The following is a 24,904-nucleotide window of genomic DNA, read 5'->3' on the forward strand; positions in this document are numbered from 1 at the left end:
GACCGTCTCACGTCTCCCGCAGCAACCCCGCGAGCACGAGATCCAGCTCTGCCAACTGGAACGGTTTGGCGATAACGGGGCGTCCCGATGCCACCACAAATTCGGCGGCGGCTGGGCGACTGAGGTCTCCCGTCGTGAACAGCACACGCTGCGCCAGTGCCGGCGAACGCGCCTCCAGTGCGCGGTACACCTCGTCGCCCGACATATCCGGCAGTCGCAGGTCCAACAGGATCAGATCGAACGCACGCTGCTCCAGTCGCATCAGGGCCTCATCACCGCGCCCGACCGCTTCGACCTCGTAGCCCAGCTTGCGGAGGTAGCGACTGATGGCCGCACGCAGCGGCGCCTCGTCCTCCACCACCAGCAACGATCCATGGCGCGTGACCTGGACACTCGGACTGTCGGTGTCCGGTGCGTGCGCGGTAGCGCGATCGGACAGGCCCGCCGAGGCAGTCACCTCCTCACTCTCGGCGTCAACCGGCAACGCGATCGTGAAGGTGGTCCCGTCACCCAGCGACGATCGCACCGTCAACGTGCCGCGGTGTGCTTCGACCAGCTGGCGTGCGATGGACAAGCCGTATCCGTTGCGTCCACGCTCGAAACGCGTGGTGTACATCGGCCGGAACACCCGGGACAAGTCGGCGGGTGCGATCCCGTGACCAGTATCCGAGACCTCGATCAACACCCGATCCCGCTCGCGCCGGGTCGCGACGTGTATACGCCGTGGACTGCGCGAGTCTGCCACAGCATCGGCGGCATTGGCCAGCAGATTCAGGAGCACTTGCTGCAATCGCCGGGCGTCACCTCGCACTGGCGGCAGCGCGTCATCCAGCGACGTCGTCAGCTCAGCGTCATCACCGCGCCGTGCCAATCCGTGCAGTTCGATGGCGCGCCGCACACTGCGATTCACATCGATGGACTCTGTCGCGATGTGGTTTTCGCTGGTGGCATCCAGCAGTTGGGCGAGAATCCGCGAGACGCGCTGCGCTTCCGCCGCAATCTGGGTCATGGCCTCACGATCGCTGGCCACCAGCGTCGACGATTCCGCACCCAGGTTGGTGAGCGCCAGGAGGCTCGTCAGGGGATTGTTCAATTCGTTCGCCACCCCCTGCAACAGCTCCCCGGCGGTCGCCAATCGCTCGCGCTGCGCATTCGTCTCGCGCGACAGCTCTTCGTCGGTGATATCTCGCATGATTCCCAGCCCACCCACCACGATGCCCCGTTCGAGGATGGGCGACGTGATGATCGCACCCACGCGTGGCATGCCCTGGGCGCCGACATACCGCAACTGGAGCCGCTGACGCTCGCCGGCAAATGTCTTGGTGAGCAAGTGCTCGGCGATCCCGTGATCGCGCGGATCGACCACGACCGCGTAGGGCCGCCCGATGAGCGATTCGCGGGTCATGCCCGTGGCAATCAGGAGCCCGCGATTGACCGACGAGAAGCACCCCGACGGATCAACGGTGAAGATGGCGTCGCTGGCGGATTCGAAGAGCCGTTCATACCGCGCTTCGGACCGCACCAGCGCTTCGGCATCCGCGCGCTGATCGGTGACATCGCGCAGACACGCGACCGTGCCGGTGACCTGCCCGACCTCCAGCAGCGGCGCGCTGCTGACGGCGACCCGTCGACGCGTCCCGTCCGCACACACCACCTCGCATTCGTATCGCTGCTGCAGTCCTTCACGCGCCGACCGCTCGCGCACGATCACTTCATCCAGCCACTCCGGCGCCGTGAGTGCGGCCACATGCTGCCCAACGAGTTCACCGGTGCGGAACAACGCATTCGAGGCCGCGTTGGCGAACGCGATGCGCCCGTCCAACCCGGTGATCACGATGGCGTCGGTCACCGTCTCGAGCACCCGACGATGCCGTTCGGTCAGCCGATGAACCGAGGTGACGTCGTCGAAGGTGACCACACAGCCGCCGGCCGGATGCGGCGCCACCAGGAACTCGTACAGGCGCTCCCCGGATTCGTCCCGAACGATTTCGCGTTGCGCCACGCCCTCGGCCAGCGAGCGATGGACCAATGCGGCCAACAGCGTGACTTCCGCCGCGTGGGCGCCGAGGAGCGCGGGGCCGAACGATTTCCCCAGCAGGTCGGCGATGATGGTGCCGCACAATTCGGCGGCGCGTGCGTTGCAGCGCCGGACCGTCAGGGCATCATCCAGGACCACCATGCCGCTGGCGATGGCATCGAACGCCACCTTCCACTCGCGCGTGGCCCGCTCGACCTCCTCGAAGAGACGCGCATTGACGATGGCCACGGCCACATGATCGGCCAGTCGCTGCAGGACGCGTGCGTCATCGGCGGTGAACGGCTGCTCCCGGTTGATCACCGAAATGGCCCCGATCGTGCCACGCGCCGTCATCAACGGCGCGATGGCGGTGCGCTGGATCTGTGCCAACCGTTGCACCGTGCGCGACGAGTTCGGATCGTTGCGAAAGTCATTCGATACGATCAGCTCGTTCTCGGTGACGGCCTTGCCGAGCAGACTGGAGGCCACCGGCAGATGCACGCCGGCCAGCACGTCGGCGGCGCCCACGGCGGCCACGATATGCATGTAGTCGTCATGACGCAGCGCAACGCAGGCGCCTTCAACGCCCAACAACGACACCGAATGCCGGAGGATCAGCCGCAGCACTTCGCCCAGGCGCAGGGATTCTCCCACGGCTCGCGCCACGTCAGCCAGCGCTTCCGTCTGCCGGCGTTCGCGTTCGCTCTCCGCATAGCGACGGGCATTGGCCACCGCCGTGGCGGCCTGCGAACCCATGGTCGCGAGCATCTCTTCATCGTCAGCGCTGAAGATCTCGGTCGACGCCGCATGCACGGCCAGCACGCCGATCAGGTGGATTCCTGCCAGCAGTGGCACCGCCAGCATCGACGCGGCGGGACCGGAATCACCCATCACGTCATATGTCGACAGGTGCGGCGCCAATCCGGCTTTCTCACGCGCCCGGTCGGCATCGCGATCGCCAACCCGCACGGGGCGACCCGTGCGTGCGACTTCGGCGATGATGCCTTCACCGAGCCGCACGACCGCGCGTGGACGTTCGACGCCGCGGACCATGCGCAACGCGGTGGCCAGCACATCCTGATCGAGATCGGGGAGGCCGATCATGACGCCTTCCGCCCGGGTCGACCGCGTCGCCTGACGGGCCAGTTCGCGCAGGATTTCGTGTTCGTCCAGCGAGCGTGCCATGGCGGCTCCCGCTTCCTGCAGTCGCTGCAACCGCTCGGAGCGCCGCTGGGCGAGACCACGCAACGCGTCGTAGGCCAGCCGGGCGGCCAAATGTCGCACGAGACTGGCCAGATCGCGGCGCTTGGATTCAGTGGGGCGGCGGCCGTCGCGCGGCGCCGCCAGCTTCACGATTCCCAGCAACTCATGCTCCGCGCCATAGAGCGCCCCCAGCATGAGATCGGTCGGCAGCCACGTGCGCCCGTCACTCCGCGGTGATGGCTCCGCCGCAAAGAACTCGCGCGCAACCCACGCGTCGCTCCCGTCCAGCAAGTACAACTCGCCGACACGAAAGCGCTCCAATTGGGGCAGTCGACGCCGCCAGACGGCGCCGGGAAGCGGTTGCAGGGCATATCCGGAAACCCCCGTCGGATCGGCACTGCCCGCCGTTACGGACATGGTCACGTTCAGCGAGCCATCTCGCAGAGTTATGACCACGCGTTCGAAGCCCATCGCCGCGAACGCGTCAGCGGCGGCCTGTACGCGCGCGGCCGACGAGTCCGCCCGATCGAGGGCGTCCAGCACGTCGCTCAGAGCCGGCGACGCGGGGGTGGGATGGGTATCGAGGGAAGGAGACATGCGGTCACTGGAGACGAGCGGCGGGGGGCGCTGGATACAGAGAGCAGACAACCCGTTCGCCAGCGTCCTCCCCCCCGTCTCTGGTCTCCCGTCTCCCGTCTCCCGTCTCCCTCAAAACGTCCACGCGCGGAAGAAATCGATCCCGATCTGAGGCGGCGTCTGCTGAAAGGTCCGCGAGATGCCGAGCCGCCCGCAGGCTTGGGCACTCGAGGCCGGTTCAAGGCCCAAGGACACCGAAAAACCGCGATCGAACCGTCGCTCGAGCTTCACTCCGAGCCCCTGCGCGAATAGCGACAGCGCATCGCCGCCACCCGATGTCTGTGCGGAAAGCCCACACAATCCGGTGGTGAAGGCGAAGTACGTGTTGCGCGCCAATTGTCCGCCAACGCCGACGCGCGTGGACGCCAGAATGCCAAGACCATTCGCCCGCAAGTTGGCCGCTTCGCCGGGGGCGATGGCGGTGGGCTCCACTTGCACCACATCGAATCGTCCGCCGGCGAGGCGACTCGACAGGTAACTGCCCGCGTATCGCAGCAGCAGGGTCGCGCCCTGCTCGGCGTACGCGGTCGTGCCCAGCAAGGCATACGCGGGCTCCCCGGTCACCAGATAGCTCAGCATGTCGCTCTCCGGCAGCGGCGGATTGTCGGCACTGGACAGCGCCAGCGTGGGTCGATCGAGCGTGCCGCCGATACTCACGCGAATGCGCACATCCTGCCGATTGGAATTGGCACGCAGCTCGCGTACGGTGTGCAGCGCCGTAATGTCGAGGGCCGGTTCGAGGTCGGGGTCGCCGTAGAACCGCACCACCCCACGATCCACCTCGAAACTTGGTCGTGCAATGCCGAGGTTGAGTTGATACGTGCCGCGCTCGACCACCAGCGAATCCGCCAGTGCCAGGCGGGCGCGACTGCCGTCACGCCCAACCGCGCGTGTCACACGCAGCGCGCCACCGAGTTTGAGATTCGCTTCGGGCGAGCGCAGCCACACGTCGTCCCCGATGTTCACGCGCACGTTGTCCAGCACGAGGTTCTGCAACAACGCGCTGGGGGCGTTGGGCAACAGCGCATTGAAGCCGAGGAATGTCGTATCGACGACATCGAAGTTGTCGGTGAGGTCGAGTCCGCGACGCTGCGCGAGGGCGCGGATGTACACTTTCCCGCGATCGATGCGCACCGCGCCACGCACGCGCGCGGCATCACTATTTCCCGTGAGGCTGACGGGTGTGGTGGTGGTGAGGACCAGCGATGCCGTGCGCGGCTTGTCGATGGCCAGAAAATTGTTCGCCGTCAGGCGCAGATCGAATGCGGGCTTGCGGGGCTCGACGAGACTGATGGTGCCGCTGATCCCCAGCGAATCCGCCCGGGCGCCGCTGATCGCGCCGAAGCGGCGAATGAACACCGTGTCATTCGCGATGCCGATGTCGGCCGTCGCCTGCTCCAGTCGCACGCCGAGGTTGGCCAACGTCAGCGCCGCACTGTCCATCTGCAATTGCCCGCGCAATTGCGGCCGCTCCCAGGTCCCGGTCAATTGCAGGTCGGTGGAGAACCGTCCGCGGGCGCTGGTCACATCAGGGAACACCGATTCCAGCAACGCGAGGTCGGCCCGATTACTGAGAATGCGTCCCGTCAACGGTTCGTTGCGCTGACGCGTGCGACCGGCCACGAGTGCCAGATCGATCGGCAGCGACGCCGTGACGGCCAACGCCGGTTTCCCACCAACGCCGAGCGACGCCTCCACCGACAGTCGAAGCGAGTCGTAGCGGGTTTTCGCGTCAAGCGCACTGAAGCGCATGCGCCCGGCAACCGCCTCGCGCAGCGACAGTTCCCCATCGAACCGGGGCTGTTCCCGCGTGCCCGTCACGACGGCATACGCCGACGCCGTGCCGCCGGCCAGTCCACTGCCCGGTATCAGTCGACCCACGTCGGCCAACGAGACGCGATCCAGATCAACGCGGCCGCGCAGCACCCCGGAATCGCCAATGGTGCCACGCAGGGCGAAACGCCCCGTGTCGGTGTGCACCAGCACCAGCGAATCAAGGGTGCCCGTGTGATTGGGCGCGATGCGCACGATTGCCGGTGCGGCCAGTGAGAAACCGCGCGGTCTGGCAGGGCCGCTGTCGACGCGAACCGTCAGCGTATCAATGCGCAGGGTGGTCGTGTCCGACACGCGCGACACGCCGCCGGTCACGGCCAGCCGTGCCTCCGTCGGTGTGCGCAACTCGGCCGCGAATCGATCGGCCAGTCCGCGTTGGAGCGTGGATCGACCGGCGGCCGCGGAGATGTCGATACCGGCCGTGCGCGCGGAATCCATCGTGACATCCAACTGACCATTGCCGCCATGCATCACGTCGGTGACGGCCAGCGCGGCGTTGGCGCGTGCCGCGCGCGCGGTGCCAAACACCAGGCCGATCGCGTCGGCGCGCGCGTCGAGTGCCAGGCCCCTCGCGTCCGTCGTGTCGATCGTCCCTGCCAGCCGTCCGCGGATCTCGATGGTGCCGCGCAAGGTGTCACTCGGATTCACGACTCGCGTCAGCGAATCACCGGACTGCAACCACGGTCGCAATCCGCCAAGTGAGTCAATCGCCGCCACGAACTGCAGCGTGTCGGCGCGGTCAGCCACCAATCCCAATCCGCCACGCGCGGTGAGCCGCAACGCCGAACTCTCCAGCATCAGCGTATCGATGCGCACCTGTCCGGAGTCAAACGTCGCGTGTACGGCCCCGCCGAACACCCGCACATCGGCGACGCGCGAGAACTGATCGACCGTCGCCCGGAGCGGTCCCCGCAGTGAGGCCAAGGACGATCCGCTGAGTGCGACATCGCCGGCCAGGGAGAGATTCGACTGCGGAAACCGGGAGTCTCCGAACAGCGCCTCGAGATTGGCGCTGCGCACCCGGAATTGACCGGTCGCGGCGTATGACGGTTCGAAGCCGTCAACGCGCCCGGTAAAAGCCAGTTCACCACCTTCCCCCGCCAGCGTCACCTGCAGATCAAAATCTTCTGCCATCCCCTTGGCGCGAATACTGCCTACGGCACTTCCGCGCAGCGGCAGCCCGGGATAGGACCGCGACAGTGTGGTGTAGGACAGGGGCGCCGCTTCCATGCTGAGGTCGAACTTCACGCCTTCCGGGACCAGCGTGTAGCGACCGCTGCCGGTAAGATGCGACGGCAGCCCCGGTCCGTCGATGTGCTCCAGATCAGCATTCGAGAAGCGCGCATCGTACCACAGCGAATCCAGCCGCATCGTGCCCCGCACAATGCCGTTGACCTCCAGGAACAACGGATTGACGAAGCGCGGCGTCCGCAGATCCAGTTGGTCAATGCGCAAGTCGATGCCTTTGAGGATCGCTTCGGCCGGCGTGAAGATGTCCGCCACCCCCGACGCGAACCCGCGGGTCTGGGCGCCCGGCACGTGGGCGTCATCGTACGTGAAGTCCGCCGCGTCAATCTGGAATTTCGTCACCGGACCGCCGCGGGCGGCAATGCGTCCGCTGAGCGTGCCCTGCCAATCGTAGGGAAACGGTTCGCCGTTGAATTGCCGCAACAGGTCGGTGTGTGCCGGAGCAAGATCGAGCGCGACGTCGGTGACGCGCAGCACCTCGCCACCCACACCGAACGTCATCCGTCCCGTCAGGTGGGATCGCATGGCGCGCGCATCCATGTTGCGCAACCCGTACTCGATGATGCTGAGATTCCGCGGGTCGTTCTTGATGGTCAGCATGGTGCTGCCGCCGCCGGTGCGCGGCAACGACTCATCAATCCACGCGACATCCGCCATCGCCACCGTGTCGCCCTGAATGCGAATGTCGTAGCGCACCGGTTTCCCGCTGCCCCAGACGATCTTCGCGTCTCCACGGCCATGCGAATTGGCGAGCTGGAATTCCGTCTCGTCCATCCACAGGCTGTCGCCCAGTTGACGAACGGTGCCGTGCATGTTCCGGAACCAGAACGGGGGATACACCCAGACCACATCCAACTTGCGCAAGGCCACCTGCAATCCCGCCGAGTCGGGATCGGCGATGCGCGTGCGGCCCAGGGCGATGTTGCCGCGCACGAAACGCCAGATGCGCGCAAAGCCATCGCCGTCGCGACGTATCTCCCCATCCACGCGGGTGAGATTGTAGGTCAGTGCGCTGTCGCGCTTCGCCCCCTTGAGCGAATCGGACAGCGTCCAGGGTTGCCGCATGATCAGGGTGGCCTCATGCAGCGTCACCGTGTCGAGCACGATGTAGTCGCCGAATCCCCCGCGACGACGAGGCGTGGACGGGCCCTTGCGTCGCAACGCACGTTTCCAATTCCAGTCGTCGCCGCCGTAGTCCACCACGGTGAGATACGGTCGGGTGATCTCGAGCGACTTGATCACGACACGCCGATCGAGCAGGTCGCGCGGATCGTACGTCACACGGATGGGTCCTGTGCGCACGAACGGCAATCCGCCCGGCTCACGAATTTCCAGCGAGTCGATGGTGATGTCGGCGAACAAGGTGCCGCTGACGCGGCCGACATACAGCTGCCCGGGGAGTGCACGACGCAGGGTCGGCAGCACGGCGCGCATGATCATCGCGCGTCCGCGTTCTGTTTGCGTGAGCATCGCCACCGTCGAGACCGCCAACGCCGCGATCCCCAGCAGCACGGTCGCCGTAACCAGCACGATGGTGCGTCGACGCGGCACCATCAGAAGGCCTGACCGATCCAGATGCTGGGATTCAGCCGGCGCAGAAACCCCCGTCCGCGCTCGGGGCGAAAGCTCGATGGGCAGTTGCCCGTCTCCTGCGTCGGCGGTGCGTTCTCGGTGGTGCCGGGACGCACCCTCAGCGTGTTCCCCGGGCTCACGCAGTACAACGGCGCGATGCCCCCTTGCAGGGGCGCATTGTAGTAGGCCGCGCCCGACGGCAGACGGTACGGGTTGTATCCGAGATCCACGCGAATGGTGCCGAACGGTGAGACGATGCGCACACCCATGCCTGGCGTGACTTTCACCGAGGGACCGTCATCCGCCAGCGAACGCGTCGTGCCGCCCGAGCCGCGGTTCCACAACCGACCGCCATCCGCAAACACCGCCCATTGCAGCACGCGGGGGATCACCGGACTCGGCACCTGCAATTCCAGATTGGCAACCGCCAGCGTGTTACCGCCCGTCGGGACGACCCGCTCGTTCTTGCTGCCGCTATCGGCCCGGTAAAACACCTCGCCGTTCTCGGCCACCGCGCGATACCCGTCCACGATGTACACCGCGGGGCCCAGTTCATTCTGCCGGAACCCCCGCACGGTGGTGGGTCCCCCGGCATACAAGCGCTCTTGCGGCGGGATGAACGCATTGAGCGACGGCGACGTGCCGCCACCGAACACCAGGCCGCCGCGCAGATGCGCCGTCAGTGTCATTCCGGCGCCAATCGCGCGATACCAGGTGGCATCCCCGGTGGCCCGATTGAACTGCTGCGTGCGATCTGATCCGATCAGCGTGGACGCGTGTCGCACGCTGAAACGCAGCGAACTGCCCCCGGTCGGTCGCAATGGATCGTTGGCGCGCTCGCGCACCAGCGAGTACTCCACCGCAGCCAGCCGAGTATTGCGCTGCAGGAAGTTGCGCGCATCGGAGTCACAGGCGTTGAACACCGCGCAGAAGAACGCCGGCTCCGCCTCCGTGCGACCGAGTTCCACCTGGTACGAAAGGGTGCTGGAGATACTCGACTGCCGGGCATTGGTCAGCGACACGGCGCCACCGATCGGCGTGCGGCGCAGGAACGCCTTGTACTCCGACAGCGTGGAACTGAACATTGTGAGCGTCGGGACGCGCGACTGGTTGGCGCGAACCGGCTGGCGCACCGTCATCGCGGTGTAGTAGTTGAGCGTCCGGCTATACAAGTCGGAACGCGCCTGGCCCTGGCAGAGATCCGGTGCGCCATCGAGCGGCGCTCCGATGCCGATCTTGCTCACGCGGGCCGTGAGTTCCAGCCGCTGTGCGTAGGGCAGGAAATCGCGATCGGTGAGCGACCCTTGCATGCGAAAGCAATCCAGAGTGGCCCATCCGGTTCCGGCGCGCGCCGCCCAGCGATCACCTTCCACCAGTCGCACGACGACGTTGACGATGGAATCGCCCGCCGGCTGCGCGCTGTCCGGTTGCAGATCGACGCGCTGGAATGCGTCGGTCTGGTACAGATTGCGTTGCGCGTCAATCAAGTTGCGCGCGGAGTACCAGTCGCCGCTGCGCAGGGCCATCGTCCGTCGTATGGTGGCGTCGGCAATCCGGCGCGGACCGACGCCCGCAGTGTCCACGATGAGCGCGATGCGGCCAAGCCGGGCCCGCACCCCGGGCACCACCGTGACCTCAACGTCGGCGGTGTGCGCTGCCACGTTGGTGGTGTACGCCAACAGCGCTTCGGCCTGCGGCCATCCGCGATTGCGCAGACGGCGGACCAGGGTGTCCCGACCCGCTTCGAGGGCGCCGCGATCGAAGACCCCACCCACCCGCAGCGGGAAATCGCGCGACGCCGCCTGCACCTCCGGGTCCACATCGGCACCGCGCAGCGCGAACGCGGTCACACGCATCGGATCGCCTTCCACGATCGCGAAGGTGATATCGATCACACCCGGGCGCCGCGCGACCACCTGGGTGTCGACCTTCACGTCGGGAAATCCGCGGCGGCGATACAGTGTCGTCAATCGCTGCACGTCGCGCGCAAACTCGACGGGATCAAGGCACCGACGCTCGCCCACCAGGGGGAGCCCGGCGAAGGCCGAAGGAAGCGTCACCACAGCCGCAGCAAGCGTGGCTGCGGGGAACTCCCGATTGCCCAGAAAACGCACCGCACGCACCTCGCGGTCACCACGCTCACAGGACAGGTCCTGTGCGGCCACGGGAGTGGCGGCCGACGCGGCGACGATGGCGAGGATGCTGTAGACGAGAGCTGTGACTCCGCGCACGCGACGGGAAGAATTTTTCAGTGGTTGCAGAGGGAAAGGTCTCCTTGCACTCACCCTCCGTCAACGCTGGCGTGTGATTCGCGTTGCGCTCCTCAGTCGTCCTTCTGCCCGAACACCGCCAGGTTCGACGAATGCCCCGGGTTCACCTTCTTCTCCGGGTACACCCAATGCACCGCCTGATTGACGGCCACCGTGGCCTCGCCGAATCCGGTGGCGATCAGCTTCAGCTTTCCGGGATACGTGGTGATGTCACCGGCGGCATAGATCCCGGGACGTCCGGTCTCCATCTGGTAGTTCACCACGATCTCGTCCTTCTCGAAATTCAGGCCCCATTCCAGCAAGGCGCCCATGTTGCTCACGTAGCCCAGCATCGGGAGCACCACATCGGCCGGGATGTCGCGCGTGGTCTTGGCCTTGATGTCCTTGATCCGGATCCCGTCCATCCGATCCGAGCCGAGAATGGCGTCGAGCTCGTGAAACGTGTGGATCGACACGCGACCGTCCGTGGTCGCCGCCGCGGCCTCCACCTCCGCCACTGTGGCCGCATGCGCGCGAAAGCGATCGCTGCGATGGACCAGCGTCACCGACGCGGCGCGGGTTCGCAGTTGCGCACACCAGTCGAACGCCGAGTCACCGCCGCCGATGATCACCACATGCTGCCCCTGATAGCTGGCGGGATCCTGCACGAACTCCTGCACACCGCGACCGTACCAGGCCTCAGCGAAGGCCTGCGGCAATCGGCGGGGGCGAAACGCCCCGATACCGGCCGCCAGGACAATGGCGCGGGTCGGGAAGCGATCGGTTTCCGTCACCAGCACGAAGTGATCGTCGGCCTGCTCCAAACCCACCACGCTCTGTCCCAGATGCGCTGGAATCCCGGCGTCGCGATGGAATTGCATGGCCTGTTCGGTCAGCGACCGTACGAGGTCCTTGGCCAGCACCCTGGGGAAGCCGGCCACGTCGAAGATGTACTTCTCGGGATAGAGGGCCGTGAGTTGGCCGCCCAGTTCGGGCAACGCATCCACGATTTGCGCGGACGCGCCCCGCATGCCGGCGTAGAACAGGGCGAAGATCCCGGTCGGTCCGCCGCCGAGAATGGTCAGGTCCTTCAGCTCATGAGTGGCCATAGGCGGAACAATTTAACCGCGGCGTTGCGAGTGGTTAGTTTCTCCGGATGAAGATCTATACCCGAACCGGCGATGAGGGGGGCACGGCGCTCTTTGGCGGTGGCCGTGTCGACAAGGACCACCCGCGCGTGGAAGCCTACGGCGATGTTGACGAGCTCAATGCGGCCCTCGGCCTCGCACGCTCGATCGACATGATGCCGCGCATCGACGAAGTGCTGGTGCCGGTGCAACGCGATCTGTTTGCCATTGGCGCGTTGCTGGCGACGCCCGATCACGACAAGATGCGGGAGCAGCTCAGCAAGGCCCGCATCGATGATCAGCGCATCGAGGAACTGGAGCGAGCGATCGACGCGTGCGAGCAGGAACTGGAGCCGCTGCGCAGCTTCATCATTCCGGGTGGCACGCCCAAGGCCGCCGCCCTGCATGTCGCGCGCACCGTCTGCCGACGCGCTGAACGTCGTGTCGTGCACCTCGCGCACGACACGGAGCTGCCGACCCTGGTCGTCATCTACCTCAATCGACTGTCCGACCTGCTGTTCATGCTCGCGCGCGTGGCGAACAGCCGCGCCGGTGCCGGCGAGGTCACCTGGTAGTGGGTCACGCGCCGGCCCTGACGCTGCCGCTCGACTACCCCGTCTACTGCCACGCCGGCGCGCTGTTGGCGCTTGGAGACATCGTTGAGAAGGCGGCTCTGGCGCATCGCTATGCGGTGATCACCGACGATACCGTCGGCGATTTGTACAGTCATCGCGTGGTGGAACGGCTTCCGGTCGGAGCCTCGCGGGTTTTCACGATTCCCGCCGGGGAGCGCGAGAAGAACCGCCAGCGTTGGGGCGAGCTGACCGATGCGCTGGCGCAGTGGGGTGCCGGTCGTGACACCACCGTGATCGCGCTGGGCGGCGGCGTGATTGGTGACCTCGCCGGCTTCGTCGCGGCCACCTTCATGCGCGGCATTCCCGTGGTGCAGGTACCGACCACGTTGCTGGCGATGGTCGACGCCGCCGTGGGCGGCAAGACCGCCGTCGATACCCCACTGGGCAAGAATCTCGTGGGATCGTTTCACAATCCCAGCGCCGTGATCATGGATCCCGATGTGCTGGCGTCGCTGCCCCCGGAACAGCTGCGAGCCGGTTTCGCGGAAATGATCAAGCACGGCGTGGTCGCCGACGCGTCGTACTTCGATGCCGTGCGGCAGGCGATGCCAGACGTCGCCGCACAAGGTCCGCACGTCCCGGGATTCGACGACCTCATCGCGGGCAGCGTGCGCATCAAGGCGGCGGTTGTCGCCGAAGACACGCGAGAAGACGGCCTTCGGCAGATTCTGAACTTCGGTCACACCATCGCGCACGCGATAGAACGTGAACTCCATTTCCGCATCGCCCACGGCGAGGCGGTGGCCATCGGCATGGTCATGGAGGCGCGAATTGCCGAATCGATCGGACTGGCGTCGCCTGGCCTGCACACGGCGATCGTGGACGCCGTACAAACCGCTGGCCTCCCGTGGGCGCTTCCGGTCGGCCTCTCGGCCGACGCACTGCTGTCGGCGACGCTGGGAGACAAGAAGGCCCGCACGGGCACGGTGCGGTACGCGCTCCCGCGCGGAATCGGCGAGATGGAGTCGGCGGAGGGTCGATGGGCCGTTCCGATATCGAGCGAGGTCGTCCTTGAGGCTCTCCGATCCGGTTAAGCCACATTCGGTATTGCAGTATACAATCAGTATCGCGCCACTGATCGAATACTGAATGATTTCGCGGATTTTCGCATCACATTTATGCTCGCCGCAAAGTTTTCATTGACCGCGCAGTATCCGGCCATTATCGTGGCGGTCCCACCTATCTGGCTGGCCCGTCCGGGGCCATCCCACCGGTAACATTCGGCGAGGGCGTGTATGCCGTCAGCAGCCGCCGTACGAAGCTCGGAGTCCCGTACATCCAAGGGATTCTTTCGATCCTCCCCTTCTACCGCGTTCGACCAGTACCTCCACGACATTCAGAAACTGCCTCTCATTACCGACGCCGCTGAAGAGCGCCGTCTGGCACGATTGGCACAGAAAGGCGACGAGGCGGCCGCTGAACGCCTCGTCACGGCGAACCTTCGGTTTGTCATCTCGTACGTCAAGAAGTACCAAGGACACGGCCTCGACCTGTCGGAGCTCGTTGCCATCGGCAACGAAGGACTGCTCAAGGCGGTCCGGAAGTTCGATCCCGACCAGGGCGTGAAGTTCATCTCGTACGCCGTGTGGTGGGTTCGCCAGGCGGTCCTCAAGGCGCTGGCTGAACAGACCCGCAGTGTGCGCATTCCGCTCAATCAGAATTCGCAGCTCATCCGCATGGCACGGGCCGAGATGGTCCTCAATCAGGTGCTCAACCGCGAGCCCACTGACGAGGAGATATCCCGGGTTCTGCAGGAGCCGATCGAACAGGTCCGCAATGCGCGTCAGATCACCAGCACCGAAGTTTCACTGGACGCGCCGATCGATCGACAGGATCGCGAAGCCTCCACGCTGGGCGAACGCTTTGCCGGCCAGACCCATGCCGACATCGAGGACGGCACCGATTTCCGATTGATGCGCGAGTTCATCGATCGTGTATTCCGGAAATACCTCACGCCCCGCGAGCGCAAGATCCTGTACCTGTATTACGGTCTTGATGAGGGAGCGGAAGCGATGACCCTCGAGCGCATCGGCGCCCTTATGGGTGTCACCCGGGAGCGGATCCGCCAGATTCGTGAACGTGCGTTTGAAAAGCTGCGCGAGTCGCCGGATGGACGCGCGCTGGCCGGCTTCTGGGGAACCGACTGAACTGTTTTTCGGTCCTGCAGGACTGCTATGTTGATTTCGAGCGGGCATCTGCAACACGCGGATGCCCGCTCGAACATTTCCGGGCAGGATGCGCCGAACACGATAGTTTTCTATTACGCCCACACCCCACCGTACCCTCTCGCGCCCCGTGCTCGCTTCGCGCCTTTCGTCGATCGTCGGTAGCCGCTGGGTCAAGGAGCGGTCCGCCGAGCTGTTGGCGTTCGACACCGACGCGCTTCCCGGTTATCGCGCCCATCCGAAGCTTGCGGTGTTTCCCGGAACGCGCGAGGAGTTGATCGCCGTCGTCCGGCTGCTGGCCACAGAGCGGGTGACCTTCGTGCCGCGTGGTGCCGGCACCGGGCTTTCGGGTGGGGCGCTGGCCGACGGTACCGTGCTCCTCGGCCTCAACCGGCTCACGACGATCATCAATGTCGACGGCCCCAATCGCGTAGCGCACGTGGAACCCGGTGTCGTCAACGCGCGCTTGTCGCGCGCGGTCGCCCCATTGGGCCTGCACTACGCGCCCGATCCATCCAGCCAGACGGTGTGCACGATCGGCGGCAATGTGGCGGAGAATGCCGGCGGGCCGCATTGCCTGAAGTACGGTGTCACGCTCAACCACGTCGTCGCGCTCGAGGTGGTCCTCCCCAACGGCGAGGTGCGCCGGTTCGGCGATCCGTACGGTGAGGCAGACGGATACGATCTGCTGGGCCTCTTCGTCGGGTCGGAGGGCTGCTTTGGCGTGGCCACCGACATCTGGGTGCGATTGGTGCCGATACCGCAAACCGTGCGCACCCTGCTCGCCGACTTCGACAGCGTGCATGACGCGGCCAGCGCGGTCACGAGCATCGTCGCCACCGGAATCATCCCGGCGGCGCTCGAGATGATGGACAATGCGACCATTCGGGCCATCGAGGCGTCGATCTACGCCGCCGGATATCCCGTGGACGCGGCGGCGATTCTGCTGTGTGAAGTCGACGGGCTGGAGCAGGGTTTGCAGGAGGATGTGGACACGATCACCCAGTGCTGTCGCGCGCACGGTGCGCGCGACGTGCGCGTCGCGGCCACCGACGAACAGCGCATGAAGCTCTGGCAAGGGCGCAAGAAGGCGTTCGGGGCCATGGGACGCATTGCGCCGGCGCTGGTGGTGCAGGACGCCGTCGTCCCTCGCACCAAGCTCCCTGCAATCCTCGACATCATCGCCGGCATCGGTGCGCGACACCGGGTGAACGTCTGCAACGTCTTTCATGCAGGCGACGGCAATTTGCATCCGAACATTCCGTACGACCCCAACGAGCCCGGTGCGTCCGAACGGGTTCACGCGGCGATGACCGAGATCATGCAGGCCTGCATCGATGCCGGCGGCACCATCACCGGGGAGCACGGCGTGGGCCTGGACAAGTTGGACTACATGCCCAAGCTGTTCGATGACGATTCCCTGGCGATGATGTGCGCCGTGCGCGAAAGTTTTGATCCGGAGCGACGCGCGAATCCCGGGAAGGTGGTCCCGGTGAAAAGTTGCCGGGAATGGCATCGCGGCACGCCCGTGTCGACAGGGTGACCGGCCGCTCGATGTCCACCGCCCTGAGCGCGCTGCAATCCACCATCGCCGACGCCCATGCGTCGGCGACGACGCTGCGCATTCGCGGTGCCGGGACGTGGCTGTCGGCCGGACGGCCGGTTGACGCACCCCAATCCATCAACACGGGCGATCTCACCGGCATCATCGAATATGTCCCCGGTGATCTCGTCATCACGGCGCACGCCGGCACCACCCTGCGGGAGTTGGCGCAGGTCACGGCGGAGCACCAGCAATGGTTGGCGCTTGAGCCTTATGCGTCACCGGCCGGAATCGATCACGGGACCATTGGCGCGACCATCGCCACGGCGTCACACGGCCCGCTCGCCCTCGGATACGGTCGCACCCGCGATCTCATTCTGGGCCTTTCGTTCATCACCGGCGACGGCACCGCCGTGCGCGCCGGTGGCCAAGTGGTCAAGAACGTGGCTGGTTTTGATCTCGTGCGGATGGCGACGGGTGCATGGGGCACGCTCGGTGTCATTACCCAGGTGAGTCTGCGACTGCATGCGCGGCCCGTGGTCGATGAGACCTTCGCCATCGGCGTGCATGTTCCCATGGCGATCGACAACCAGAAAGCGGCACTGACGCCGCTGTTCGCCCGCCTCAATGAGGCCCCGCTGTTGGCGACCACCACGTCGCTGGCATCGCTGGTGGTGCTGGCGCACGACCTGCCGGACACCATTCGCGCGTCGCACGACCTGCCGGTGGCCCCGCTGGTGCTGCTGGCTCGCGCCACGGGCAATCGGACGCGCGTGGATGCCGTGCGCCGTGCCCTTGCCACGCTTGGTGCCGTTGCCATCGTGGACGGGTCGGTCTGGCGTACCATTCGCGCGATGGACATTGCTGATACCACCATGCGAGTGACCGACGCGCCACTCCAATCGGCCCGCACCTGGCATCACATCGACGCGTGGAGTTCCGCCAACGGCATCGGGCCACGGCACACACTGATCGAGCCGCTCCGTGGCGCGGTACGCCTGTCGTGCCAACTGCGCAGCACACCAGCAACGCCGTTTACGCTGCCGGAGCACGCCATTGCGGAGCGGTTGCCGCGGGATGCCTGGCCATCGGTGCCTTCCGCGGTGGACGACCGGATCTCCCGGCGATTGCGACAGGTGTTTGATGCGTCGGCGATTTTCAACCGTGGCATACTCGGTGAGACCCGTGATGCGCCGGCGTACGGCGTGAGTGCGCCATGAGCGTGCTTGCGGGCGCCACCCCGCCGTGCGCGATACCCGGCACACCATTGGCGCAGGCCGCCGCCGGTCTCGATGCCTGCGTCCATTGCGGCTTCTGTCTGCAGGCCTGTCCGACGTACGTGAATCTGGAAGACGAGAATGACAGCCCGCGCGGTCGACTGGTGCTCATGCGCCGTCTGCTCGAGGGCGATGTGCCGCTGGACGACGCGGATGTTGGGCGACATCTCGATCGGTGTCTGGGATGTCGTGCGTGCGAAACGGCGTGTCCGTCGGGCGTGCCATATGGCGATCTGCTGGAAGCGACACGCGCCACGATGGCACCGGTGCGCGGCATCCCGATGGTGGCGCGATTGGTGCTGGCGGTGTTCAAGCGCACGACGTTGTTGCATGTCGGATTGGCCGTCGCGCGCTTCGTGCGCCACACCGGGCTCCCGCGCCTGTTGGCCGGCATGCTGCCCGATCGTCTCGCCTTCCCCATGGCGATGCTGGCGTCAACAACGCCGGTGCGACTCCCCTCCCCCGTCGGAAGTCTCCCGTCTCCCGTCTCCCGTCTCCCGTCTCCCGTCTCCAGTCTCCCGTCTCCAAGCACCGTCACCACGCTCACCGGCTGCGTCATGCACGGCCTGTTTGGTCACGTGAATGCGGCAACCGGCCGAGTGCTCACGGCCAACGGGTACGCCGTGATCGACACGCCGCATCAGCACTGCTGCGGCGCCCTGCACGCGCACGCCGGTGATCTGTCCGGTGCGCGCGAACTCGCCCGTCGCAATATCATGGCGTTTGAAGCCGCCGGAACCAGCGTCATCGCCATCAACTCGGCGGGCTGTGGGGCGATGGTCAAGCAGTACGGTCATCTGTTGCACGACGACCCCGCGTGGGCGACGCGAGCACTCGCCGTGGCCGCGCGAGCCAGAGACGTGAGTGAACTGCTGGCCGACGTTGGGCCGCGCCATGGTGCGCCGATGGCGCTGCGCGTCACCCACGACCCGCCGTGTCATCAGATGCATGCGCAGCGGATCGTGCGCCAACCGCTGGCCGTGCTGGCGGCCATCCCCGGGCTCGAGTTGGTGCCCCTGGAAGACGCCGATCAGTGTTGCGGCAGCGCCGGCATCTACAATCTCATTGAGCCCGACACGTCGAACGCCGTGTTGTCACCGAAACTGGCCCGCATCGCGGACACCCGGGCGGCGTTCCTCGCCACGGGCAATCCGGGCTGCCTGATGCAGCTCGGTGCGGGACTGTTGCGCAGCGGCTCCGCCACGCGCGCGGTGCACCCGGTGGAACTGCTGGATGCGAGCTATGGCGGCCCAGCGACGTGATCCTGATGGGCTGGCGCTGATCGTCGCGTTTGACGGGCTGCTGTTCGACACGCGGGACGTGCGCGCCGACGCACTGATCGCGTCACTGTACACCGAGCACCTCCAGGTTGCGCCCGACGCCGTGCGCGATGCGCTGCCGGGCCGTTCACTGTGGGAAGCGTCAGAGTTCCTGGTGCAGTCGGGTGATTGCACCCTTGTCGACCTGGTTGCGCTGCGCGCGCAACGGGCCGTGTCCCAACGCCTGGCGCAGGGTGTTTCACTCGTACCGCAGGTGCGTGAATGGCTCGAAGGGCAACGGTCGGCGGGCACGCGACTGGTGCTCCGCGCAGACTCCATACGGCGCGATGTCGACCGCGTGATCCAACTGGCCGAGATGGAGTTCGCGTTCACGATGATACGCTGTTCCGACGACCTGCCGCGCACGATTGGTGTGTCGAGTCTCGAGAACTCGAACGCCGCCATCGCGCGTCGCCTGCACGGCCTCGGCGTGTCTCGCCGGCAGACCGCCGTGGTGTCGCGTCTGCTTGCAGCCGGTTCCGGTCACCTGTGCCGTGTCTCCGATGGCACTATCGCTGAGCGGTGGAGCGATGAGGGGCCGGAGGGGTGAGCAACGGAAGCGCTGAGCGTGAGAGGGGTGAGTCGGCGAGGGCAGGACTGGGTTCTCCCTTCGCCGGCTGACCCCTCACCGCGACACCATACTAACTTGTCGTGATGAACATCGCGCTGTCGAATTCTGAACTCGCCGCGTACGCTGCGCTGCGCACGCAGGCCGTCTGGTTTTCCTCTCCCGGTGTGTGGAGTGCGTTTCGCGGCGCCAAGGCGGTCGATGCGCTGAATGGTTTGGTCACCAACGATGTCGCGATGCTCGCGGTTGGATCCAGTCTCTACGCCGCCGCCCTGACGCCCAAGGGCAAGATGATCGCCGACTTGCTCATCGTCCGCGACGACGCCACGTCGTTCCTGATCCAGACCATGCCGGCCGTTGCACCGGCCTGGCTGGCGCTTGCCCGCAAGTACGTCAATCCGCGACTGTGCACCGTCTCCGACGAATCGGATCGGTACCGCTCGTGGATTGTGGTTGGTGCGCGCGCCTTTGAAGCGATGGAGGGGATGACGTTCGATCAGTCACTGCAGCGATTCCCCGCCCCTCCGATGGGCGGCATGAGCGGATTCCTGCTGCTCGCAGACGCCACGCAGGAATCGCTGGTGTGCGAATGTCTGGCGTCCACGCCGATGGCGATGGGGACGGCCACGGTCTGGGACGTGTTGCGAGTCGAGGCCGGACGTCCGGAGATGGGGGTCGATATGGACGAGGATACGATTCCGCAGGAAGCCAACCTTGATACGTTGGGGGCGATCTCGTTCTCCAAGGGCTGCTATACCGGTCAGGAGACCGTGGCGCGGGTGCACTTTCGCGGTCATGTGAACAAGCGCCTGCGCGGATTGATCGCCGATGGCCCCATGCGCCCGGGGGACGAGGTTGCGGATGCCGGCGGCAAGGCAATCGGCAGCGTGCGGAGTACCGCGCAGTCTCCGACGTTCGGCGCAATTGCGCTGGCGATGCTCCGGCGGGAGGTATTGGCCGGGGATCCGGTTACGGTGGCCGCCGAGGGCGGCGCGGTGGTGGCCCGAGTATCCGATCTGCCATTTGCGTAGAGAGGTGTGCGGACGGCAAAACGGGGCGCGTTCCGAAGAACGCGCCCCGTTTGCCGTTCAGGCCGAAGCCCGAGCGGAGAACCAAGGACTAGTGCTTGGTCGTGTCCTTCTTGGTGGTGTCCATCGGGGCGGCCATCGGGGCGGCCGAATCCATCGCGGGCGCCGGAGCAGCAGCGGCCGGGGCCATCGCGGCCGAATCAGCCTTGGGGGCCTCTTCCTTGGCAGCGCAGGCGGCGAACACGAGTCCAGCAACGGCGAACAGGGCGATGCGCTTCATGGTATTTCTCCGAGCAGTGGCGTAGGATGCGCCGTGCCTTAAGAAAAAGCGCACGGCCCCCCCGGCAGAAAGCCGACGGGGATATAGCGAAGGGAATCTATCGAACCGGGCCACGCTGTCAAGAGTTTTTTGGAGTCATTGATGTGGCAAGCGCTGGCCCCATAACAAGTTCGGCCCTGAAGCGGTGACGGACTTGGCGGAGCCGAGTGGCGAGACTCCACCCCCAGCCGATACCCTTCCGGTGATGCTGATCATCTTTCTGCTCGCGATTGGGACCGCCGCACTTGGACTGCTCGTGGTCGGCTGGATCGCTTATCCTCAAGCAATGGTCCATCGTGGCATCCGGCGACGGGTCGCGCGATCCGGCGGCGACGCGTCACCCTGCGCGAGAATCAGCGTCATTCTCGCGACGCGCGAAGACGATACGGCAATCGCGCGACGCATCGAAAATCTGCTCGCGTCGGACTACCCGCTCGAACTGCTCGACGTCATCATCTCGCTCGACGACTCCGTTTCTTCCCGGAGTGCGGACATCTGTGCGATGTTCGACGGTCGAGCGAGAGTGGTCTCCGGATCCGCACCCGGCAAGGCCGCGGCTCTCAATGCAGGCGTCGAGGCGAGCACGACGGACTTGCTGCTCTTCATTGACAGCGCACAATATTTCGAACGCGACACGATTGCCCGATTGGTCGGCGAAATGCACGAGCCGTCGTGGGGAGCGCTGACGGCGACACTCGCCGCGACTTCGGGCGATGCGTTCATGGATCGGTATTGGCAGCGCGAGCTGACGATCCGACAAGGCCAGGAAAGCCAGCACGGGGCATTATCTGTGTAACCGGATGCGCCTACCTCATGCGACGACGCTTCTGGCGGCCCATGCCTGTCGGTCTTATCTGCGATGACTTGTGGAGCACCTACGGCGTCGTGACACAAGGCGGACGAGTGGGCATTGTTGAGTCCGCACGCGTGACGGACCCGCGACGATTCACGCGGGATCAGGAATATGCGCCGGCTGAGGACCATGACCGGAATGCTGCAGTTCGTCCGCTCGTCGCCAGAGGTGCTCAGGCCATCGCGCAACCCCATGCTGCTGGACTTCATCCTGCACAAGCTCATGCGGCCGGCTACGCCGTTGTTGCTCATGCTGGCTGGCGCCTGCTACGTCTCCGCACTGTGGAGCTGGCGTCCCCTTGCCGTGGCGAAACTGGCCGTCGTGGTGGCGGCACTTGCTATCGTCGTTACGGGACTCGCCCTTGTCGCCCCAAGATGGATGGCCCCGCGGCTCGCAGCGCTGGGGTTTGCCGGGCGACTGATTTTCATGCCGCTGCGTGCCATCAGCCGGGCACTGCGCGCCGATTGGGACGTCTGGATGCCGGCCAAAGGCATGACCACGAAATTGCCGGGAACTTGATTCACCGCCTTGGTGCTCATCCGTTACCACTGGTTCGTTCGCCGCTCTCGAGAGGTTCTGTGTCCCGTCTCCCCGAAACGCTCGGCGCACTCCGCCGATCCGCTTACGCCTCGAATCGCCCAGCCAGCGTCAAGGACGAAATCCGACGCAACCTGATCACGCGCCTCAAACAGCGTGAGCCGCTGTTCCGTGGGGTCCTCGGCTACGAAGACACGGTGATGCCGCAGATCGTCAACGCCTTGCTGGCCCGCCACAACTTCATTCTGCTGGGCCTGCGCGGCCAGGCCAAGTCGCGCATTTTGCGCGCGTTGGTGACACTGCTGGACGAACAGATGCCGGTGGTTGCCGGCAGCGAGGTCAACGATGACCCCTTCCGTCCGATCTCCAAGTACGCGCGTCAGCTTATCGCCGAACATGGCGAAGACACGCCAATTGCCTGGGTCTCGCGCGACTCGCGCTACGTCGAGAAGCTTGCCACACCCGATGCGACCATCGCTGATATCATCGGCGACGTGGATCCCATCAAGGCGGCGCGCGGCGGTCACATTCTCGGTGACGAATTGACGATTCACTACGGCATGCTGCCGAGGGCCAATCGCGGCATCTTCGCCCTCAACGAATTGCCGGATCTGGCCGGCAAAGTGCAAGTGGGTCTGTTCAACATCATGCAGGAAGGGGATGTCCAGATCAAAGGCTATCCCGTTCGCCTCGCGCTCGACGTCCTGCTCTGCTTCACCGCCAACCCCGAAGACTACACCGCGCGCGGCAAGATCATCACGCCGCTGAAAGACCGGATCGGCAGCGAAATCATCACCCACTATCCCGACAGCGTCGAACTCGGCGTCGCCATCACGAAACAAGAGGCCTGGACGCAGCGTGACGGAGGCGTGGCCATTCGCCTGCCGGCGCTCATCGAGGAGATTGTCGAGCGGGTGGCGTTTGAGGCGCGCGAAGACAAGCGCATCGATCGGCGATCGGGTGTATCACAGCGGCTGCCGATCACCACGATCGAAAACGTGGTATCCAACGCCGAGCAACGGGCGCTGGTCGCGGGCGACCTGGAAGCGGTGCCGCGCATCGTCGATGTCTACAGTGCGCTGCCGGCGATCACCGGGAAGATCGAGCTCGAATACGAAGGCGAGTTGGTGGGCGGCGCCATCATTGCCCGCGAGCTCATTCGTCGCGCCTGCGACGTAACGCTGCGTGAGCGCGTGGGCGATCTCGATACCGACGAGATCGTGATGTGGTTTGATGCCGGCCGCGCGCTTCAGGTTGCTGACGATGTGCCGCTTCGTCTGGTCAAGCAGGGCTTCGATACCGTGCCCGGTCTGGTGAGCATGGTGACGGCGTTGGGGCTCGCGACGCAGGGCGATGACGCGATGATCGTGGTGGCGTGCGAACTGGTGCTCGAGGCGTTGGTGGCGCGGCGCAAGATTTCCCGCAGCGATACGGGTACCTATGGGCGCGCCGAGCGTGAAACCAGGCGAAAAGGCGGCCAGCTGGACTATTAGCCGACGCTCGGTTCTATAGTCGCGCCAACTCCGGGGACCGTGCAAACGTCCAGAGCGCGAAGCACAAGGTGACAGCAGCGGACGCGCCCACCGCCCACTCCACACCGATCGCCCGGGCCACCGCGCCCATGGCGAAGGCTCCAATGGCCTGCGACAGTCCCACGAACACCAGCGAATAGAACGCCATCAGTCGGCCGCGGAATTCCTCCGGCACGTGCAGCTGCAGAATCCCGTTGGTCAGCGCATTGAACATGATCATCACGATGCCAATCGCGAACAGCAGCCATTCCGCCACGCGCACGTCGGTCGTGAAGGCCAACAGGATCACCAGCACCGGAAAGACCAGTCCGGTCACGCGGGTGACGCGACCCCGGTGCCAGTGCGTGGCCGGTCCGGCGATGGCCAGTGCGCCGATCAGCCCGCCCACGCCGAGGGAGGCCAGCAACACGCCGTAGCCACTGGCGTCGAGTCCCAGACGATCACGCGCAATCACCGGCATGAGCGTGATGAACGGTGCACCAAAGATCGCGCCGACCGTTACCAGGGCCAGCAGATCGCGAACGACCCCCGGTTGGTCGAGATGGCGGAGTCCCGCCCTGGCATCACGCGTGGCCGCCGAAATCACGTCGCGGAGTCGCGTGCCCGCAAACGCCGATGGGACGCGCGGCAGGTCGATCAGGAGCAGTCCCCAGAGCACGGCCACGAAGCTCATCGCGTTGAGTCCGAAGCACCAGGCAATTCCAAAGCGGTGAATCACCAGTCCGCCCACCGCCGGGCCGATGATGCGCGCCAGGTTGAAGCCGCTGGAATTCAGCGCAATCGCCGGCTGCAAGTCCCCGCGCCCCACCAACTGGATGATCATGGACTGACGCGCCGGTACCTCAATGGCCGTCGCCAGCCCCTGCACGAACGCCAGCACGAGCAGGACACCAATGGTGGCATGGCCCGTCCAGGTGAGCAGCCAGAGAATCACGGCCTGCACCAGAAACACGGACTGGGTGATGCGGACCACCTTCAGTCGATCCGCGCGGTCAACCAGCGCCCCGGCATGCATGGAGAACAGCACGACGGGAATCGCCCCCACGCTGGCCACCAGGCCAACCACAAACGCGCTATTGGACAGCTGCAGGGAGAGCCACCCAAGGGCCATCGTCTGCATCCACGAACCGACAAGCGACAGCGTCTGTCCGACCCAGAAGAGGCGGAAATTCCGGTGAGTGGCAAGCACCCGGAAGGGATTGCGGGATCGCGCGGCGACTGTCATGCGTATAACAAGATAGAT

At 65.6% G+C, this 24,904-nt stretch carries 17 protein-coding genes; 11 read left to right on the forward strand and 6 right to left on the reverse strand.

Annotated elements, in window-relative coordinates; genetic code table 11:
* Positions 1 to 7: 7 nt before the first annotated feature.
* The 4 genes from IPP90_00975 to IPP90_00990 all read right to left on the reverse strand — a co-directional run bounded on the left by IPP90_00975 (position 8) and on the right by IPP90_00990 (position 11,867).
* The gene (locus IPP90_00975) at positions 8 to 3,817 is read right to left on the reverse strand and encodes a GAF domain-containing protein (protein MBL0169285.1); all 3,810 of its coding nucleotides are present in this window, start codon (positions 3,815 to 3,817) and stop codon (positions 8 to 10) included.
* A gap of 111 nt (positions 3,818 to 3,928) precedes the next feature.
* Positions 3,929 to 8,488: a translocation/assembly module TamB domain-containing protein gene (locus IPP90_00980; GenBank protein ID MBL0169286.1), complete on the reverse strand. Its 4,560-nt coding sequence runs from the start codon at positions 8,486 to 8,488 to the stop codon at positions 3,929 to 3,931.
* Positions 8,489 to 8,490: 2 nt separating this feature from the next.
* Positions 8,491 to 10,740 carry a BamA/TamA family outer membrane protein gene (locus IPP90_00985; protein MBL0169287.1) on the reverse strand — a complete coding sequence of 750 codons (2,250 nt, stop codon included), beginning with the start codon at positions 10,738 to 10,740 and terminating at the stop codon, positions 8,491 to 8,493.
* Positions 10,741 to 10,832: 92 nt separating this feature from the next.
* Complete coding sequence (locus IPP90_00990; protein ID MBL0169288.1) at positions 10,833 to 11,867, reverse strand: NAD(P)/FAD-dependent oxidoreductase; 1,035 nt, start codon at positions 11,865 to 11,867, stop codon at positions 10,833 to 10,835.
* A gap of 47 nt (positions 11,868 to 11,914) precedes the next feature.
* Between IPP90_00990 and IPP90_00995 the strand changes: the two genes are divergently transcribed.
* From IPP90_00995 to IPP90_01030, 8 genes are all read left to right on the forward strand, one after another.
* Positions 11,915 to 12,460 carry a cob(I)yrinic acid a,c-diamide adenosyltransferase gene (locus tag IPP90_00995; protein MBL0169289.1) on the forward strand — a complete coding sequence of 182 codons (546 nt, stop codon included), beginning with the start codon at positions 11,915 to 11,917 and terminating at the stop codon, positions 12,458 to 12,460.
* On the forward strand, positions 12,460 to 13,554 hold the full coding sequence (gene aroB / locus IPP90_01000) for a 3-dehydroquinate synthase (GenBank protein MBL0169290.1): 1,095 nt from the start codon (positions 12,460 to 12,462) through the stop codon (positions 13,552 to 13,554). Before IPP90_00995 ends, aroB begins: the two co-directional genes overlap by 1 nt.
* Positions 13,555 to 13,755: 201 nt before the next feature.
* Complete coding sequence (locus IPP90_01005; protein MBL0169291.1) at positions 13,756 to 14,667, forward strand: RNA polymerase sigma factor RpoD/SigA; 912 nt, start codon at positions 13,756 to 13,758, stop codon at positions 14,665 to 14,667.
* A gap of 148 nt (positions 14,668 to 14,815) precedes the next feature.
* The gene (locus IPP90_01010; GenBank protein MBL0169292.1) at positions 14,816 to 16,228 is read left to right on the forward strand and encodes an FAD-binding protein; all 1,413 of its coding nucleotides are present in this window, start codon (positions 14,816 to 14,818) and stop codon (positions 16,226 to 16,228) included.
* 11 nt (positions 16,229 to 16,239) lie between these two features.
* Entirely contained in the window at positions 16,240 to 17,448 is a 1,209-nt protein-coding gene (locus IPP90_01015) for an FAD-binding protein (GenBank protein ID MBL0169293.1), read from the forward strand.
* Complete coding sequence (locus IPP90_01020) at positions 17,445 to 18,767, forward strand: 4Fe-4S dicluster domain-containing protein (protein MBL0169294.1); 1,323 nt, start codon at positions 17,445 to 17,447, stop codon at positions 18,765 to 18,767. Before IPP90_01015 ends, IPP90_01020 begins: the two co-directional genes overlap by 4 nt.
* Positions 18,748 to 19,374 (forward strand): hypothetical protein, encoded by a 627-nt coding sequence (locus IPP90_01025; protein ID MBL0169295.1) that lies wholly within the window; start codon positions 18,748 to 18,750, stop codon positions 19,372 to 19,374. Before IPP90_01020 ends, IPP90_01025 begins: the two co-directional genes overlap by 20 nt.
* A 104-nt stretch (positions 19,375 to 19,478) precedes the next feature.
* A complete protein-coding gene (locus IPP90_01030) occupies positions 19,479 to 20,423 on the forward strand; it encodes a folate-binding protein YgfZ (GenBank protein ID MBL0169296.1) in 945 nt (314 codons plus the stop codon).
* 88 nt (positions 20,424 to 20,511) lie between these two features.
* On the opposite strand, the gene IPP90_01035 is transcribed toward IPP90_01030, so the two are convergent.
* Complete coding sequence (locus tag IPP90_01035; protein MBL0169297.1) at positions 20,512 to 20,700, reverse strand: hypothetical protein; 189 nt, start codon at positions 20,698 to 20,700, stop codon at positions 20,512 to 20,514.
* A gap of 295 nt (positions 20,701 to 20,995) precedes the next feature.
* Here IPP90_01035 and IPP90_01040 point away from each other — a divergent pair, with 295 nt between their 5' ends.
* The 3 genes from IPP90_01040 to IPP90_01050 all read left to right on the forward strand — a co-directional run bounded on the left by IPP90_01040 (position 20,996) and on the right by IPP90_01050 (position 23,622).
* Entirely contained in the window at positions 20,996 to 21,535 is a 540-nt protein-coding gene (locus IPP90_01040; GenBank protein ID MBL0169298.1) for a glycosyltransferase, read from the forward strand.
* A gap of 186 nt (positions 21,536 to 21,721) precedes the next feature.
* Entirely contained in the window at positions 21,722 to 22,111 is a 390-nt protein-coding gene (locus IPP90_01045; GenBank protein MBL0169299.1) for a hypothetical protein, read from the forward strand.
* Positions 22,112 to 22,140: 29 nt separating this feature from the next.
* Positions 22,141 to 23,622 (forward strand): magnesium chelatase, encoded by a 1,482-nt coding sequence (locus IPP90_01050; protein MBL0169300.1) that lies wholly within the window; start codon positions 22,141 to 22,143, stop codon positions 23,620 to 23,622.
* A gap of 13 nt (positions 23,623 to 23,635) precedes the next feature.
* On the opposite strand, the gene IPP90_01055 is transcribed toward IPP90_01050, so the two are convergent.
* Complete coding sequence (locus IPP90_01055; protein MBL0169301.1) at positions 23,636 to 24,886, reverse strand: MFS transporter; 1,251 nt, start codon at positions 24,884 to 24,886, stop codon at positions 23,636 to 23,638.
* Positions 24,887 to 24,904 lie beyond the last annotated feature (18 nt).

The organism is Gemmatimonadaceae bacterium (assembly GCA_016720905.1).
In the GTDB taxonomy this organism is placed as follows: Bacteria; Gemmatimonadota; Gemmatimonadetes; order Gemmatimonadales; family Gemmatimonadaceae; genus Gemmatimonas.